We start from the raw sequence: 16,874 nt of genomic DNA, 5'->3' as shown, positions 1-16,874 counted from the left end.
TTCCTGTACTATCGCGGGTTGCCCGCTCCGCCCAGCATTAGATAAAGGGCCGCATGACGGGTGATGCATCGAATCGACTGAACGAAGGACACGCTGTGAGTGAAGTAATCGAGTACAAGAGCTGGGTCTGCCTGATTTGCGGCTGGATCTACAACGAAGAAGAAGGTCTGCCCGACGAGGGGATCGCCGCCGGCACGCGCTTTGACGACATTCCTGACGACTGGCGCTGCCCGCTGTGCGACGTGGGCAAGCCGGAATTCGCCGTCGTCGAGTTCTGATCGCGACGACTTGCCCTGCTGCGGCGGCTCGCGGGGAGCGATCGACGCGAGACCCAAAATGCGGCGCTGGGGCTAAGTGGCGTCATTTTCGCGCCCGAACACGTTTGCTATACTCTTGGCCCTACGCCGCGATATGGCTCGGGCCCGCAAGGCCGGACCGCTTCGCGCGCCGCTCCGCGCCATGACGGGTCACTTGGGAAACATGGCGATCGAACGGAGCCATGCTCGACCGCGCTCCCTGTAGTTCAATGGATAGAACAAGTGCCTCCTAAGCGCTAGATGCAGGTTCGATTCCTGCCAGGGGGACCACCTACCCGAGCATGTCGGGCCGCGAAGACCGCAACCGGTTCGCGCGCCCCATCCCTTCTCTTTCTCGCATTCGCGCCCCTCTATCCCCAGCAGGTTTTCCATGGACATCAACAAGCAAGTCGCCGCCCTCACTGCCTCCGAACTGCAGACGGCAGGAGCCAGTCAGGCCACCGCCATCGCCGTGAGCGTGCTGCTGCGCCATCTCAATTCGCCTGAACTCGCGCGCCAGTTGGGCGCGGCGTTCGAAAACCATCAGGCCGTGATGCTGCAAACACCGTGGCCCGAGCAGATGCTGAACGCGTTCGAAGCGACGCGGCGTTTCTTCGAAAGCGCGGCTCAGGTGCAAGGCGCGACGCCGCCGGCTGCCGAATAAACGGCAAAGCGAACCGCGGATAACCGGCGAATTCAGGGTAAGTACTGAGATATTTTCCCTAAAGAAGAAAAAAATAGTGCCGTAATGGCCTTCATGGACACCCCGCGTCCCCTTCCCGCTGGTTATATGATGTCGAACCTTATCGACCAGGATATCACGCACATTCGTCGCGTGATGCCCTTGTCGCTCGCCGGCGACTTCGGTGGGCCGATTCTCCCCGCGAACTACTGGCGCCAGCGGCTGCACCGCCTGCTCGACACCGGTCATGTGAACAAGGGGCAGCTGTGCGAAATCGACAGCCTGCTGCTGATCCTCGACCTGCACGAGCTGAACGTCGCCTCGGCCTCCGCGGCGCTCCCGAAGCAGGCGAACGCCGCCCCGCAACACTCCTGACTTTTCCCTGAATTCGACGCACGCACGAGCAGGCTTTCGCCTGCGCGGCGCGCATCTGTGCACGCGCATCGGGAATTCCTGGTGCCGCGGGTCGACCATCGGTCATAATGTCCGCAAAAATACCCTAACGAGGACTCCGTGCACACGGCCGAACCGAGAGACCTGCTCCAGCAGGCACGCAAGCGTTTCACCCAACAGCAAATCGCCACACACGTCGGCCGCGACGTGAAGACCGTGCGACGTTGGGAAAAGGGCGAAACGCCCTGCCCCGCGATGCTCGAAGCCGCCCTGCGCGAGCTGCTGCACAGCGGCGCTCACGCGAGCGGCAGTGCGGCGCGCTTTCGCTTCATCGACCTGTTCGCCGGCATCGGCGGCATCCGCAAGGGTTTCGAAGCGCACGGCGGCGAGTGCGTTTTCACGAGCGAATGGAATCCGTTTTCGCGCAAGACCTACCTGGAAAACTACGGCGAAGACCATCCGTTCATCGGCGACATCACGGCCGTGGACGCCGCCGACGTGCCCGATCACGACGTCCTGCTCGCGGGCTTTCCCTGCCAGCCGTTCTCGATCGCGGGGGTGAGCAAGAAGAACGCGCTTGGCCGTCCGCACGGCTTTGCCTGCACCACGCAGGGCACCCTGTTCTTCGACGTCGCGCGCATCATCGCCGAGAAACGGCCCGCCGCATTTCTGCTCGAGAACGTGAAGAACCTCGTCTCGCACGACCGCGGCCGCACCTTCGACGTGATCCTCCAGGTGCTGCGCGACGAACTCGGCTATGACGTGCACTACCGCGTGATCGATGGACGCCATTTCACGCCGCAGCATCGCGAGCGCATCATCATCGTCGGTTTTCGCGAGCCAACGCCGTTTTCGTGGGACGCGCTCGCGCTGCCGGAAGACGGCCCGCGGCTCGCCTCGATCCTGCATCGCATCGACGGGTGCGAGCCGCTGCTGCCCTGGGACGGCGAGCGCTTCTTCGATCACGGCGCGCGCCGCGTGCAGCCGAAGTACACGCTCACGCCGGGGCTCTGGGCTTATCTGCAGCAATACGCCGAGAAGCACCGCGCGGCCGGCAACGGCTTCGGCTTCGGCCTCGCATTTCCCGACAGCGTCACGCGCACGCTTTCGGCGCGCTATCACAAGGACGGCTCGGAAATCCTCGTCTATCAAGGCGAAGGATTGCGCCCGCGCCGCCTCACGCCGCGCGAGTGCGCGCGGCTCATGGGTTTGCCCGACACCTTCCGCATTCCGGTGAGCGACACCCAGGCGTACCGCCAGTTCGGCAACAGCGTGGTGATGCCGGTGATGCGCGAAGTCGCGCGCACGATGATGCCGCATCTCGATGCGGTGCTGGCCGCGCAGCCGGAGGCGCTCCCTGCACACGCGTTGCCGGTTCCCGCCGTTGCACGCACAACGCGTACGAACAAGGCCGCGCGCACCACGCGCGCCGCCCCGGCGAGCGCCACGGCGGGAGGCCGCTGACCGGCGCGCGCCACGGCCAACCGCAGCCCACCGCAGCGAGGCGACAGACGATGGTGGACGTCGTCGATACCGCGACCCGCAGCCGGATGATGTCCGGCATACGCGGGCGCAACACGAAGCCCGAAAAGCTGATCCGCAGTCTGCTGCACCGGCGCGGCTTTCGCTTTCGCCTGAACGTGCGCGACCTGCCGGGCCGGCCCGACATCGTGCTGCCGCGCCGGCGCGCTGTGGTGTTCGTCCACGGCTGCTTCTGGCACGGCCACAACTGCGCGCTTTTCAAGTGGCCACAAACGCGCCCCGAGTTCTGGCGCGAGAAGATCGCACGCAACCGTCTGAACGACGCCAAAGCGCTCGCCGCGCTCGCCGCGCAAGGCTGGCGTGTGGCGGTGATCTGGGAATGCGCGTTACGTGGCGCGCAGCACGATCCGCAGGCGGTCGTCGAGCGGCTTGCCGCGTGGCTCGAAGACGAGTCGTCCGCATGGTTCGAGGCGCGCTCGTGATCGCGGCTCGACTAATCTCAAGCGCGACGATATCCCGCCGATGCGCCGTGCATGTCACGCTGCAAAGCTGGCCCTGGCTGAACAGCCTGCAGTGCTAAACTCAATCGATCGGCTGCGCACAAATGACGCGTCACGCGCGCAAGCGCCGCCGTCCCACAACGCGAAGTGAAGGAGACAACCGATGGCTGATTTCCGACTTTGGTCCGATGACTTTCCCAGCAACGGTTTCATGCCGAAGGCGCAGGAGTTCGACGACCGGGCCTTCGGTGTCGACGGCGACAACGTCTCGCCCGCGCTGCAGTGGGACGATCCACCCGCCGACACGCAAAGCTTCGCGCTCACCGTCTACGATCCGGACGCGCCAACCGGCAGCGGCTTCTGGCACTGGGTCGTGGTAAACATTGCGCCCGACGTGCGCTCGCTCGCCCGCAACGCCGGCAAGCCCGACGGCAGCCTGCTCCCGCAGGGCGCGGTGCAGATGCGCAACGACTACGGCACGGTGGGCTTCGGCGGCGCGGCGCCCCCGCGCGGCGACAAGCCCCATCGCTACATCTTCCGCGTGCACGCGCTCAAGGCGGCGCAACTGCCCGTCACGCCGGAAACGACCAACGCGGTGGCGCGCTTCATGACGCACTTGAACGAGGTCGACTCGACCACCTACGTCGGGCTCTACGAGCTGAAATAAGCCGACAGACAACACCACAAAACAACCGCCAGCCGGCGGCGCACGACCGTCGCGCGCCGCCTTGCCCATCGATGCCCACGCTTTCCGAACGCTCCGCCCCGTCCTCCGCCGACATCGAATCCGGCCTGCCCTTCCCACAGCGTTACTATGCGATCCTCGTGGTCGCGCTCGGCATCACGCTCGCCGTGCTCGACGGCGCGATCGCCAATGTCGCGTTGCCGACCATCGCGCGCCACCTTCATGCGAGCGCGGCCAGTTCGATCTGGATCGTCAACGCGTATCAGCTATCGGTGACCATCTCGCTCTTGCCGCTCGCCTCGCTCGGCGACCGCATCGGCTACAAGCGCGTGTACCTGGCCGGCATGGTGCTTTTCACCATCGCGTCGCTCGGCTGCGCGCTGGCGACCACGCTGCCCCAACTCGCGTTCGCGCGCATGGTGCAAGGCTTCGGCGGCGCGGGGATCATGAGTGTGAACACCGCGCTCGTGCGCATGATCTATCCGCGCGCGCAACTGGGCCGCGGTGTCGCCATCAATGCCATGGTCGTGGCGATCGCCTCGGCGGTCGGACCGACGCTCGCCTCGGGCGTGCTCGCCATCGCGACATGGCCCTGGCTCTTCGCGATCAACGTGCCGATCGGCATCGCTGCGCTCGCACTGGGTCTGCGCGCGCTGCCCGTGAACGAGCGGCATCCCGCGCCCTACGACTATTTGAGCGCCGTGCTCAATGCCATCGTGTTCGGTCTCCTGATCTTTGCCGTCGACGGCCTCGGCCACGGCGAGAGCAATCGCCTCGTTGCGGTCGAGTTCGCGCTCGCGATCGTGATCGGCTGGTTCTTCGTGCGCCGCCAGCTCACGCAGCCCGCGCCGCTCTTGCCCGTCGACCTGCTCGCCAACCCCGTGTTCGCGCTGTCGATCAGCACCTCGGTCTGTTCGTTCTGCGCGCAAATGCTCGCGTTTGTCGCGCTGCCGTTCATGCTGCAGGAAACCCTCGGCTTCTCGCAGGTCGACACAGGCCTTCTCATGACGCCGTGGCCACTCGTCATCATCGGCGCCGCGCCGCTTTCGGGCGCGCTCTCCGACCGCTATCCGGCGGGCATGCTCGGCGGCATCGGCCTCGCGCTGTTCGCGCTGGGCTTGCTCTCGCTCGCCACGCTCGGCGCGCATCCGACGGTGTTCGACATCTGCTGGCGCATGGCCTTGTGCGGCGTGGGGTTCGGCGTGTTCCAGTCGCCCAATAACCGGCAGATTCTCTCCTCCGCGCCGCGCGAGCGCAGCGGCGGCGCAAGCGGCATGCTCGGCACCGCGCGCCTCACCGGCCAGACGCTTGGCGCGGCGCTCGTCGCGCTCATCTTTGGCATTGCGCCGCAACACGGACCGACCGTCGCACTCTACGTGGCGACGGCCTTCGCCGCCGTCGCGGCGGTGGTGAGCCTGCTGCGCCTGATGCCGGGCGCCGCGGCGCAGACACCAGGCTAAGCACGGCCTAACCCTGCGCGCGCGCAGGCACTAACATGGGTCTAGGGCGAGCCATATTCGCGGCCGCGCCCGGCGAGTCAACCTGCCGAACCAGGCAAAGGGGGCTTCCCATGTCACTGATCGTCGCCGGTCGGTTCACGACCTTCCCCGCTGCCGAAGCAGCAGCTGAAAAGCTGTACGCGGGCGGCTTCCTCGAAGAAGACGTCAACCTGTTCTTCGTCAATCCACGCGGCCAGCATGCGCGCCATGCGATGCCGGACACGCGCTCCGCCGCAGGCGCGCCGCCCACGGCCGTCGGCGTGCCGCCGCATCACACGCGCAATATCACTGCGGGCGCGGTGGCGGGCGCCGTGGTGGGCGTGGTGCTCTTCAGCGCGTTCTCGGCTGCGCTGCCCTCGGTCGTGATCGCCGCCGGCGTGGGCGCCTGGCTCGGGGCGCGCATCGGCGCGAGCGTGGGCGCGAAAGCCACCGCGCAGCAGATGTCGGCGCACCATGAGCGGGTGCACCGCGAAACGCGCATCGACGGCGTCCTGCTCTCCGTGCACGTGTGCTACGAGAATCAGGATCTGGCCGCGCAGTTGCTGCGCGAAGGTGGCGCCGTCGATATCGAGTGCGCCTCGGGCCAATGGCACGACGGCCACTGGGCCGACTTCGATCCGACCCGCGCGCCGATGCCGTTCGCGGCGCCAGGCGGCCAGCGGATCTGAGCGCCCGCCGCCTCGTCTATGACCCTGTGAGGCGGACGTAAAAAAACGCGGCGGCCCGAAGGCCGCCGCGTGACTGCGTTTGCGTCGAGAGAACGTTAGACACTCGAAGGCGGCGCGCACACCGCCTCGGCATGGCTACGCGCGCGCTGCGCGCTGCGCCTGTTCGGGCGCGGGAGCTTTCCCGGCCGGCGCGGCATTACGCGCTCTCGCCGTGACCGAAGCCGCCGTCGCGACGCTGCGTAGGTCGGCGAGGAACGTATCGCGCCAAACCGATAGATTGTTCTCGCGCAGCGACGCCATCATGTCGTTGTAGCGCGACACGCGCTCGGCGTGCGGCATGGAGAGCGCGCGCTCCAGCGCCTCGGCCGTCTGATTCAGGTCATACGGATTCACGACCAGCGCGCCCGGCATCTGCTCGGCCGCGCCCGCGAACTGCGAAAGCACCAGCACACCGGGATCGTCGGGATTCTGCGAAGCCACGTACTCCTTCGCCACGAGATTCATGCCGTCGCGCAGCGGCGCCACATAGCCCACCTGCGCCTCGCGGAACAGCGCCATCAGCAGGTTGCGCTCGTACTTGCGGTTCAGGTACTGGATCGGCGTCCAGTCGAGCTGCGCGAAACGCCCGTTGATGCGCCCGGCCTCGCCTTCGAGATTGCGGCGGATCGTCTGGTAGGTCTGCACGTCGGAGCGCGTCGGCGGCGCAATCTGCAGGAGCGAGACGCGGCCATGCCAGCCCGGCCCGTTCTGCAGCAGGCGCTCGAACGCCTGGAAGCGCTCGGCGAGCCCCTTGGAATAATCGAGCCGGTCCACGCTCATGATCAGCTTGCGCCCGCGCATGGCTTCTCGCAGGCTGCGCACAGCCTTGCGGTCGGCGAACTGCGAGGAGGCCTTGGCGATGGCATCCGGATAGATGCCGATCGGGTACGCCCCGACCTTCAGGAAACGGTCCCACGCGTGGACCATGCCGTCATCGCTCGCCGTGCCATGGCCGCCGCGCTCGATGTAGTCGAGGAAGGCCTGGCGGTCGGCGTCGGTCTGGAAGCCGACCACGTCGTAGTGGCACATGAACTTCATGAGCTCTTCGTGCGGCGGCACCGAGCGCATGACTTCAGGCACCGGCAGCGGAATGTGCAGGAAGAAGCCGATCGGGTTCTTCACCCCGAGGTCGCGCAGGCAGCGCGCGAATGGAATCAGGTGATAGTCGTGCACCCAGATGATGTCGTCGGGCTCGATGAGCGGCTGCAACTGACGCGCAAGCGAGACGTTCACGCGCAGGTAGCCGCCGTACTCCTGGCGCTCGTAGCGCGCGAGGTCGTTGCGGTAATGGAACGTCGGCCAGAGCGTCGTGTTCGAGAAGCCCTTGTAGTACTGGTCATAATCACGCCGGGTAAGACCCACCGTCGCGTAGGTGACGCTGCCCTGCTGCTCGATGACCGGTGCGGACGGCTCGGCGACCGTTTCGCCACTCCACCCGAACCACACACCACCGGTTTCCTTGAGCGCGTCCAACACGCCGACTGCGAGCCCGCCCGCTGCGGGACGGCCCTCCTGGGTCGGCGCAACGCGATTCGATACCACGATCAGTCTGCCCATTGCGGCTCTACCTCCTGTTTCGTTGGGTCCGAAGACGATGCTTCAGGTATGTACGCAAGACGCGTGCCGGTTCGGCAGGGTCTGGAGCAAAAACCTTTTCTTGCCGCTGACCAGACGAGCGAAATCCGCGCGGCAAGCACGCAAGTGCGCAATACCCCGGTGATTCATCAGGCCAGGAAACCGGCCTGCAAACAGCGCGTGGCGAGCGGCGGTTCGAAGCGAATCAGGCGTCCTGCTCCGAGCCGAGATCGCGCTGGTACTCGATGCCCTCCGCCCGCGCCCCGCCTTGGTTGTGCTCGCCATCGGGCGGCACGCCCGGCGCCGCGCGGTTCTGGCCTGCGGGGTCCGGCGTGACTGACGGCGGAGGATTGCTTTTCTCTTGCGAATCGCGCGGGCCACGCTTGCCCGTGTAACGTGCGGAGCGGCGCAAGGCAGGATGTCTCATGTCAATGCCTCCAGCGGCAGGCGGCCACGCGGTGGTGGCGTTTTTTTATAGTCTAGGGTTCGCCGCGTGAATTCGCCGGTAAAAATGGTCGGGCTTTTGTAACTAATACATAAAAGCCATCGGGGTCGTCCGATGACCTCGGCAGGCCGAGCGAGCAGCGGCCGGCGTTGCGCGCGACGCGCCAGGCGAGCGATCAATTCGAAAGGAGACCGAAGGGTCGAATGAATGTGCCGAATGCACCGAATGCGGCGCTTCGTCCGGTTGCGTTGGCGGATCGCCGATGGGCGGCACGTCGGGCTCGCCGGGCTGATCCGGCGGCGGTTCGTCGGGCTGCGGGGTATGCGCGAGCCAGGGCTTCACGCGAACGGCATCACTGGATTGGCAGCTCGGCATCTTTCGCTCCTCATGATGGACGCGAAACTCACACTGCAAGCGTCGTACCGTGCGTGCGCGCCCGCGCGGGCGCACACGCGAGCGCTGCTCAGGCGCCCGCTACGCGCGCCGGCGCATCGCCCTTGCCGGCGCTTTCGTTGCCGTACTCCACAAGACGGTTATAGAGCGTCTTCAGGCTGATGCCGAGAATTTCCGCCGCGCGCGTCTTCACGCCGCCGCACTGCTCGAGCGTCGCGAGAATGAGTTGCCGATCGGCGTCGGCAAGCGAGGTGCCGAACGGAATCGTGACCGCGGTGCCCGCAATCGGCTTCGAGAGCGAGATCTGCAACGGTACCGTGGCTGTGAAGTCGCCTTCGTTGCCCGACATGATGTGCGCGCGCTGCACGTAGTTCTTCAGCTCGCGCACGTTGCCGGGCCACGGGTAGGCCGCCAGCATGTCGCGCACAGCCGCCGGAAACTGCTTTTTCGTGCCGTGGCGCTCGTTCAGTTCGTCGAGGAACGCCTGGGCGAGCAGTTCGACGTCCTTGCCCCGCTCGCGCAGCGGCGGCAGGCTGATCGGAAACACATTCAGGCGGTGATACAGGTCCAGACGCAGCTTGCCTTCGGCCACGGCCTGCTCCGGGTCGCGGTTGGTCGCCGCGATCAGGCGCACATCGGTCTCGATTTCCTTGGTCGTGCCCACGCGCATGAACATGCCGGTTTCGAGCACGCGCAGCAGCTTCACCTGCAGCTCGATCGGCATTTCGGTGATTTCGTCGAGGAACAGCGTGCCGCCGTTCGCGCGCTCGAAATAGCCCTTGTGCTGCCGGTCCGCTCCCGTGAACGATCCGCGCTCGTGACCGAACATTTCGGACTCGATCAGGTTCGGCGAGATCGCCCCGCAGTTCACGGCGAGGAATTCGTGCTTGCGGCGCAGGCTCAACTGGTGGATGGTCTGCGCGGCCACTTCCTTGCCGGTGCCCGACTCGCCCACCAGCATGACCGAAGCGGGCGTGACCGCCACACGGCTGATCTGATCGTAGACCTCCTGCATGGCCGGCGAATTGCCGAGCATCAGGCCAAAGCGCCCCATGCGGCGCAACTCGCCGCGCAGCGTGCCGATTTCCGCCTTGAGGTCGCCCGCGCGCGGCAGGCGGTTCAGGATCGCCTTCACGCGCTGGAGATTGATCGGCTTGACCAGGTAGTCGATCGCGCCGGACTTGAGCGCATCGACCGCCGTCTCGACGCTCGCGTGCCCGGTGATGATCACGAACTCCACGCCCGAGCGCGGGTCGAGATCCTCGAAAAGGTCGGTGCCACTGCCGTCGGGCAGCTTCAGGTCGGTGAAGACCACGTCCGGCGTCTGCCGCACGAGCTGGATGCGCGCCTCGCGCAGGTCGCCTGCCTGCGCGGTGGTGAGCCCATCTTCGCTCACCACGGCCGCCAGCGCCTCGCGGGTTTGCGCATCGTCATCGACAATCAATACATGTGGCATCGCGTCTCGTCAGCCCTGGTAGGTGAGTGGCTCCAAAGCGCGAGCGCCGCGCCCTTCGCAAGCGCGCCAGGCAGGGTTGCCCGGCGCGGCGGAAGTCGCGACGCACGTGATTGCGCTGCAGTGGAGTACGAAACGGTCGGACGTACGCCCCAGACGGCAAAAGCCTGAAATTCGCGGTTTTGCTACAACTGAGCAACAATACCGTCAGCCGTGGGCCGCCCGAACCTCGATTGTTGTTGATATGACCATTATAGACACATTCGAGACAAGCGGGCACGGCTCTCGCATGGCGCCGGCCCCGCCCGCCTAGCTATGCGGAAACGGCCACGGCATACCGTTCGAGCCGTTCACGCCATGGGTCACGCGGCCCTTCATACCGTGTTCCGGCGAGTCCGGAGCACCTGCGGCCATCGCCATTTCCGGAGCCTGGTCGTCGTTGCCCACGCTATCCGCAAGCGAGCCGCCTTCGCCTTCCCAGCGGCTCAAGTCGCGATAAAAAGTTTGCCGTTGCAGGCGGTGACGCTGCGAGAAACGCCAGGCCAGCATGCCCGCCATGGCGCCAAGGGCACCGACGGTCACCAAGGTTCCTACCAAACCGCTGCGGTTCTTCGACATATCGCTCTCCCAGATACGCCTCGTCAAAGACGGAAGACGCGCGAGTTGACTCCGAGTTGGCTCAAGCGGCATCGCCGGGGGCGCGGCCAATGCGCCGCCCCTACAACGCAGACGACGCGCACTTGTGCAAGTTCCGGAGCAGGATGCGTGCCACGCCTCGCTCGCGGATGCCTGGGCAGGTCCATTGCCCTGTCAGGCGCGGCAGTGGTTAAATGTTTACGCGTTAACGAGCAAAAGCCGAGCAAAAGCCGGGCAACCCCCGAGCCAATCTCGGAGATGCAAACCTCGCGGCCGTCGGAGCGGCAAGTTCCGCACCTGTCCTGGACGGCCAGCCCCGGATCGCAGGGCCTGTTCCCGATGCGCGCAAAAGCATGCAGATGCGCGCAGAAGCGAACGCCCCGCACTACCTTTGCAGGACGAACATCCCTATGGCGTCAATCGAGCCGGGCTCGCCCGCCGCCACGAAACGAACCAGTGGAACCCGCGCAAACCCAGGAAACACCGGACCGGACGCCGACACGCGCGTCGCGGGACTGCAGTCGTACGGTCTGCTGTACGGCTCGTCGGCGGTCATGCTGGAACTTTACGCGCAGATCGAACGCGTGGCCGTGACCGAGGCCACGGCGCTCATCGTCGGCGAATCGGGCACGGGCAAGGAACTGATCGCCCGCACGATCCACGCGAACAGCGAACGCCGCGACGGCCCGTTCATCGCGGTCAACTGCGGTGCGATTCCCGACGAACTGATCGAGGCCGAACTGTTCGGCCACGAAAAAGGCAGCTTCACGGGCGCCGTGCAAGCGCGCGACGGTCACTTCGAACACGCGCGCGGCGGCACGCTGTTCCTCGACGAAATCACCGAAATGTCGCTGCTGCACCAGGTGAAGCTGCTGCGCGCGCTCGAAACCGGCGAGTACTTTCCGGTGGGCGGCAACGAAGCGATTCGCGGCGACGTGCGCATCATCGCCGCCACCAACCGCGACCCAATCACAGCCGTGAAGGAAAACTGCCTGCGCGAAGACCTGATGTACCGGCTCGCGGTGTTTCCCTTGCGCGCCCCGCCGCTGCGCGAACGCGAGCGCGACCGCGAACTGCTCGCGCAGCATTTCCTCACCGAACTGAACGACCAGGAAGGCACGCAAAAGACCTTCAGCAAGCGGGCGCTCGAGACAGTGCGCAACTGGTCGTGGCCCGGCAACGTGCGCGAACTGAAGAACGCCGTGTACCGCGCGTTTATCCTTGCGGAAAAGGTTGTTGAGATCGCGCACCCCCAACTGGTGCCGCGCGTGAAGAAGCCCGTCACCCAGGGCGATGCGATGAGCGTATGGATCGGCACGCCGCTCGCCGATGCGCAAAAGCAGATCATTCTCGGCACGCTCAAATATTGCGGCGGCGATAAACGTCTCGCGGCACGCACGCTCGGCGTGAGCCTCAAGACGCTCTACAACCGGCTAGGCAGCTACGGCGCCGACGACGGCGAAGCCGAAGCGGGCGCCGACCCGGACACGAACGAAGCCTGATTGCCCTTCCCCACGCCTCGCGCGTTGCGCCGCTCTCGCGGCACGATCGTTGCGCGCCGGGGCTCAAGCCGAGCGGCAGGCCGATCAAAGATCGGTCTGCCGCGCACGCCCTTTTGCAATTTCTTGCACTTTACCTATCCCGGTTAACAATCGCCTGTTGCACAATCCGCAGCACGTTAAGTAAGCAAAACATGCTGGATGTGCACGCAACGTGACGCTATCCGGCAAGCGGCAGGGAATCATCATGCAAGAACGAAGTGCCCGGGCGCGCGTTGCGCCGTCCATGTCAGCGGCAGTCGCGGGAACGATTGCCGGTGTGCCCCCGCTCTCCCGCGCCCCCTGGCGACGCGTCATGTCGCTCACGCTGCTCGCCACGGTGGCGAGCCTCGCATGCTCGGCCTGCAGTTCGCTCTACTCCGAAGGCGCGCAAACGGGCGCAGGCATTGCCGGCGCCGCGGTCGCCTCGAAAGTGACGAGCAACGCCGCCGTCGCGACTGGCATCGGCCTGGGCGCCGTGGCCGCGGCCAAGGCCGGCGTGCAGTACTCCGAGCGCGTCGTCCACACCAACACCCAGAACAGCATTGCGAAGGCCGCGGGCCCGCTCGACGTCGGCGCGGTCGCGCCCTGGTCGATCGTGCACTCGTTCCCGATCGAGGACGACGAGCATGGCCGCGTCACGGTGAGCCGCACGATCAGCAGCGGCGCGCTCGATTGCAAGGAAATCGTCTTCTCCGTCGACCACGAGGCCACGAAGGACAAGGCTGCTTCGAGCGCCTTCTTCGTCGCTTCGGTGTGCCGCGACGGCGACAACTGGAAGTGGGCCTCGGCCGAACCCGCCACCGCCCGCTGGGGTGCGCTGCAATGAACGGCATGAACGCGCGCGCGCGTCGCGTACGCCACGTGGAAACGGATTCGCCGACGTCTCGCCCCGTGAAGCTCATCGCGCTGGCCACGCTCTGCGCGGGCATCGCACTCGTCTCGAGCGGCTGCTCGTCGATTGGCGCAGCGAGCGGCGCCGCAGCGGCAGCGGCCACTGGCATCGTCACGGCGAATCCCGCCGTGGGCATCGGCGTGGGCATCGCCGTGCAAGCGGCCACCGACGAAGCCGTCGGCCGCTTCATGAAGAGCATGCACGCAGACCAGCAGGAATTGATCGCCGAAACCGCCGGCCGCCTGCCCGTGGGCGGCATGGACCTCTGGCGCATCAAGCACCAGCTGCCCGTGGAGAACGGCCACGGCCAGGTGCGCGTAACGCGCGCGTTCTCCAACGCGCTCACGCTCTGCAAGGACTTCGTGTTCTCGGTGCAGGACGGCGACAAGGGCGACTCGCCCGAGCAGTGGTTCACCGCGAGCGCGTGTCAGGACCAGTCGGGCTGGAAGTGGGCCACGGCCGAACCTGCGGTGGAGCGCTGGGGCACGCTGCAATAGCCGTTTTTATCCGCAAACGAAAAACGGTCGCAGGGCTAACTCGCCTTGCGACCGTTTTTTTATGCTCGCGACCTGCGCAGCGCTCAGGACTCCACGTCTTCGAGACTGAAGATTTCCGACTGGTCGTTGTACGAGAAGATCTCGCCATAGCGGCCCCAGTCGATCACGGTGTCGAGCGTCTCTTCCGCCGCGCCGTCGGAGAGAAAGTCCTCCAGCTCCTGCTCGAAACGCACGCGCGGCGCGCGATGGCCCGGGCGTTCGTTGAGCACCTTCTTGATGCGCGCCGCGAGCGGCACATGGCGCAACAGATGCTCGGCGAACATCATCTTGCGCTCCTGCGTGCCGAATTCCGCGAACACGCGCGCGGGTGGCGTGAGCAGCACGTCGCCTTCGCGCACGTCGGCGAAACCGAGGTTCTGCAGCACTTCCGCGATCGGGAACAGGTCGTCCACTTCCAGATGCAGCGAGCGCGCGATTTCCGGCATGTCGGCGCGGCCGTGGTACGGCGCGGCCGCGAGCGTTTCGATCAGACCGGCCATCAGGTTGGTCGACACGCGCGGCAGCCAGCTGCCGAGTTCGAGCCCCTTCTTCGTGGTTTCGCCGGTCTGACGCGCGGTCATCTTCGCGTAGATGTCGTCCACAAGCTTGCGGAACACCGGGTCGAGGCGGTTGCGCGGATGCTTGAACGGCACCTTGATCTCGGCCACCACGCGGCCCGGATTCGACGACAGCACCAGAATGCGGTCGCACATGAACACCGCTTCCTCGATGTTGTGCGTGACGATCAGCACCGACTTGATCGGCAAGCGGCCTTGCGTCCACAGGTCGAGCAGGTCGGTACGCAGCGTTTCGGCCGTCAGCACGTCGAGCGCGGAGAACGGCTCGTCCATGAGCATCAGCATCGGATCGACCACGAGCGCGCGCGCGAAACCCACGCGCTGACGCATGCCGCCCGAAAGCTCACGCGGGTAGGCGTTTTCAAAGCCGTCCAGACCGATCAGGTCGATGGCCGCCAGCGCCCGTTCACGGCGCTCGCGCGCGCCGACGCCCTGCGCTTCGAGGCCCGCTTCCACGTTCTGCAGCACGGTGAGCCACGGGAACAGCGCGAAGGTCTGGAACACCATCGCCACGCCTTCGGCCGGCCCTTCGAGCGGCTTGCCGCGCCAGGTGACGTCGCCGGAGGTCGGCGAAATCAGGCCCGCGATAATGCGCAGCAACGTGGACTTGCCCGAGCCCGAGCGCCCTAGCAGCCCGACGATCTCGCCCTCGCGCAGCTGAAGGTTGGCGTCGTCGAGCACGAGCAGTTCGCCCTGGGACTTGTTGAAGCCCCGGCACACGTCCTTCACGTTCAGAATTTCTGCGCCGAGGCGCGGCGGATTCGGAGCCGTCTGCACATCGCCGTGCGCGGCGCTCAGCGTCTTGGGGTTTTGCATCGCGTTACCTTCGATCATTCGTTGTTCGATCAGTCGTCGATCAGTCGAGCCGCAGACGGGACTCGGCATACGTGTACAGCGGGCGCCACAAGAGGCGGTTGAACAGCGTGACGAAGAGCGACATCACGGCAATGCCGAGAATGATCTTCGGGTAGTCGCCGGCCGCCGTCGTCTGCGCGATGTAGGCGCCAAGGCCGTGCGCGACGACCTTCGTGTCGCCCCACTGCACGAACTCCGCGACGATACTCGCGTTCCACGCGCCGCCCGAGGCCGTGATGGCGCCCGTGATGTAGTACGGGAAAATGCCCGGGAGCATGGCCTGGCGCCACCATTGCCATCCGCGGATATGGAAGTTCTTCGCGGCTTCCTTGTAATCGTTGGGATAGGCGCTGGCCCCTGCAACTACGTTGAACAGGATATACCACTGGGTGCCGAGCACGATGAGCGGTGACAGCCAGATGTCAGGATTGAGGTGAAAGCGCACGATCACGATCACGAACACCGGAAACAGAAGGTTCGCCGGGAACGCCGCGAGAAACTGCGCGAGCGGCTGGACCTTCTCGGCGAGCGCGGGGCGCAAGCCGATCAGCACGCCGAGCGGCACCCAGATCACCGAGGCGATGGCGATCAGCAGCAGCACGCGAAAGAGCGTGATGAAGCCGAGACCGACCACGTGCCACACGTCGTCGAGCGTCACGCCCGTGCGCACATACGCCGCCACGCGCCACACCACGAACACGGTCAGCGCGATCACGAGCACGGCCCACACGGCGTCGCCAATGCGAGCGCGCAAGCCGCCGCGTCCGCGCGCCACGGGCGCGGCGAACGTCACGTTCGGAAACGACGGCAGCTGGATCGGCATGCGCGCGGCCTTGGCGAAGAGCCAGCCGAGCGGCACGAGCAGTTGATGAATGAGGTGCGTGCGGCGAATGAGGTCGAGCAGCCACGACTCCGGCGCATCGCCCGAGCTCGTGTTCTCCATGCGGAACTTGTCGGCCCACGCCACCAGCGGGCGGAACAGGAACTGGTCGTACGCGAGGATCACGACGATCATCGTGAGGATCACCCAGCCCACCGCGTGCAGGTTCTTTTCCGCGATCGCCTGGGCCAGATACGCGCCGATGCCCGGCAGCGTGATCGTGTTGTTGCCCACCGTGATCGCTTCGGAAGCCACCACGAAGAACCAGCCGCCCGACATCGACATCATCATGTTCCAGATGAGGCCCGGCATCGAGAACGGCACTTCGAGCTTCCAGAAACGCTGCCACGCGGTCAGGTGAAAGCCGCGTGAGACTTCATCGAGATCACGCGGCACCGTGCGCAGCGACTGGTAGAAACTGAACGTCATGTTCCAGGCCTGGCTCGTGAAGATCGCGAAGATCGCCGCGAGTTCGGCGCCGAGCACGCGCGAGGGAAAGAGCGCGAGGAAAAACGTGACCGTGAACGAGATGTATCCGAGCACCGGCACCGACTGCAGGATGTCGAGAATCGGCACGAGCAGCAGGCCCGCGCGGCGGCTCTTCGCCGCGAGCGTGCCGTACACGAGCGTGAAGGTGAGCGAGGCGACCATCGCCGCGAGCATGCGCAGCGTGGTGCGCATGGCGTACTCGGGCAGGTTGGCCGGGTCGAGCGAGATGACCTGGGTCTTGAGCGTGGCGATGGGCGCCATCGTCTCGTGAAAGCCCACGGCCGCCATCGCGATCAGGCCGATCATCAGCGGGAACGCCACGAAGTCCCAGCGGTTCGGCAGCACGCGCCACGCCGA

General features: G+C 65.9%; 17 protein-coding genes and 1 tRNA gene. 12 read left to right on the top strand and 6 right to left on the bottom strand.

Going from position 1 to position 16,874, the window contains the following annotated elements; translation table 11 throughout:
• The first annotated feature begins 95 nt into the window (after positions 1-95).
• The 9 genes from U5A52_RS26825 (at position 96) to U5A52_RS26785 (ending at position 6,205) form a co-directional block, all read left to right on the top strand.
• Complete coding sequence (locus U5A52_RS26825; RefSeq protein WP_158757294.1) at positions 96-278, top strand: rubredoxin; 183 nt, start codon at positions 96-98, stop codon at positions 276-278.
• A 234-nt stretch (positions 279-512) separates the two neighbouring features.
• Positions 513-587 (top strand) — tRNA-Arg (locus U5A52_RS26820).
• A 100-nt stretch (positions 588-687) separates the two neighbouring features.
• Positions 688-960 (top strand): hypothetical protein, encoded by a 273-nt coding sequence (locus U5A52_RS26815; protein WP_321914756.1) that lies wholly within the window; start codon positions 688-690, stop codon positions 958-960.
• A gap of 84 nt (positions 961-1,044) precedes the next feature.
• A complete protein-coding gene (locus tag U5A52_RS26810) occupies positions 1,045-1,353 on the top strand; it encodes a hypothetical protein (RefSeq protein ID WP_415765518.1) in 309 nt (102 codons plus the stop codon).
• Positions 1,354-1,491: 138 nt separating this feature from the next.
• On the top strand, positions 1,492-2,835 hold the full coding sequence (gene dcm, locus U5A52_RS26805) for a DNA (cytosine-5-)-methyltransferase (RefSeq protein ID WP_321936800.1): 1,344 nt from the start codon (positions 1,492-1,494) through the stop codon (positions 2,833-2,835).
• A gap of 50 nt (positions 2,836-2,885) precedes the next feature.
• Positions 2,886-3,335, top strand: a complete 450-nt coding sequence (locus U5A52_RS26800) for a very short patch repair endonuclease (RefSeq protein ID WP_321914759.1) — start codon at positions 2,886-2,888, stop codon at positions 3,333-3,335.
• A 181-nt stretch (positions 3,336-3,516) separates the two neighbouring features.
• Positions 3,517-4,020, top strand: coding sequence for a YbhB/YbcL family Raf kinase inhibitor-like protein (locus tag U5A52_RS26795; RefSeq protein ID WP_321914760.1), 504 nt, complete (start codon positions 3,517-3,519; stop codon positions 4,018-4,020).
• A 71-nt stretch (positions 4,021-4,091) separates the two neighbouring features.
• Positions 4,092-5,498, top strand: coding sequence for an MFS transporter (locus U5A52_RS26790; protein ID WP_321936799.1), 1,407 nt, complete (start codon positions 4,092-4,094; stop codon positions 5,496-5,498).
• A 110-nt stretch (positions 5,499-5,608) separates the two neighbouring features.
• The gene (locus tag U5A52_RS26785; RefSeq protein WP_321914762.1) at positions 5,609-6,205 is read left to right on the top strand and encodes a hypothetical protein; all 597 of its coding nucleotides are present in this window, start codon (positions 5,609-5,611) and stop codon (positions 6,203-6,205) included.
• Positions 6,206-6,340: 135 nt separating this feature from the next.
• On the opposite strand, the gene otsA is transcribed toward U5A52_RS26785, so the two are convergent.
• The 4 genes from otsA to U5A52_RS26765 all read right to left on the bottom strand — a co-directional run bounded on the left by otsA (position 6,341) and on the right by U5A52_RS26765 (position 10,692).
• Complete coding sequence (gene otsA, locus U5A52_RS26780) at positions 6,341-7,801, bottom strand: alpha,alpha-trehalose-phosphate synthase (UDP-forming) (protein ID WP_321914763.1); 1,461 nt, start codon at positions 7,799-7,801, stop codon at positions 6,341-6,343.
• Between the two features lie 223 nt (positions 7,802-8,024).
• On the bottom strand, positions 8,025-8,246 hold the full coding sequence (locus U5A52_RS26775) for a hypothetical protein (RefSeq protein WP_321914764.1): 222 nt from the start codon (positions 8,244-8,246) through the stop codon (positions 8,025-8,027).
• A gap of 481 nt (positions 8,247-8,727) precedes the next feature.
• Positions 8,728-10,113, bottom strand: coding sequence for a sigma-54 dependent transcriptional regulator (locus tag U5A52_RS26770; protein ID WP_321914765.1), 1,386 nt, complete (start codon positions 10,111-10,113; stop codon positions 8,728-8,730).
• A 306-nt stretch (positions 10,114-10,419) separates the two neighbouring features.
• Positions 10,420-10,692, bottom strand: coding sequence for a hypothetical protein (locus tag U5A52_RS26765; protein ID WP_321936798.1), 273 nt, complete (start codon positions 10,690-10,692; stop codon positions 10,420-10,422).
• A 464-nt stretch (positions 10,693-11,156) separates the two neighbouring features.
• Here U5A52_RS26765 and U5A52_RS26760 point away from each other — a divergent pair, with 464 nt between their 5' ends.
• The 3 genes from U5A52_RS26760 (at position 11,157) to U5A52_RS26750 (ending at position 13,676) form a co-directional block, all read left to right on the top strand.
• A complete protein-coding gene (locus U5A52_RS26760; protein ID WP_321914767.1) occupies positions 11,157-12,248 on the top strand; it encodes a sigma-54 dependent transcriptional regulator in 1,092 nt (363 codons plus the stop codon).
• Positions 12,249-12,600: 352 nt separating this feature from the next.
• Positions 12,601-13,113: a hypothetical protein gene (locus tag U5A52_RS26755; protein WP_321914768.1), complete on the top strand. Its 513-nt coding sequence runs from the start codon at positions 12,601-12,603 to the stop codon at positions 13,111-13,113.
• A 5-nt stretch (positions 13,114-13,118) separates the two neighbouring features.
• Positions 13,119-13,676, top strand: a complete 558-nt coding sequence (locus U5A52_RS26750; protein WP_321936871.1) for a hypothetical protein — start codon at positions 13,119-13,121, stop codon at positions 13,674-13,676.
• Positions 13,677-13,759: 83 nt separating this feature from the next.
• Here U5A52_RS26750 and U5A52_RS26745 read toward each other — a convergent pair whose 3' ends face one another.
• Positions 13,760-15,109 carry a nitrate/sulfonate/bicarbonate ABC transporter ATP-binding protein gene (locus tag U5A52_RS26745; RefSeq protein WP_321914778.1) on the bottom strand — a complete coding sequence of 450 codons (1,350 nt, stop codon included), beginning with the start codon at positions 15,107-15,109 and terminating at the stop codon, positions 13,760-13,762.
• 40 nt (positions 15,110-15,149) lie between these two features.
• Positions 15,150-16,874, bottom strand: a 1,725-nt coding sequence (locus tag U5A52_RS26740; protein ID WP_321936797.1) for an ABC transporter permease subunit, incomplete at its 5' end; no start/stop codon positions are given.

Source organism: Paraburkholderia sp. J8-2, from assembly GCF_905220195.1.
GTDB lineage: Bacteria > Pseudomonadota > Gammaproteobacteria > Burkholderiales > Burkholderiaceae > Paraburkholderia.
The sequence above is the reverse complement of the archived record's forward strand: the minus strand, read 5'-3'. Positions and strand labels throughout refer to the sequence as shown.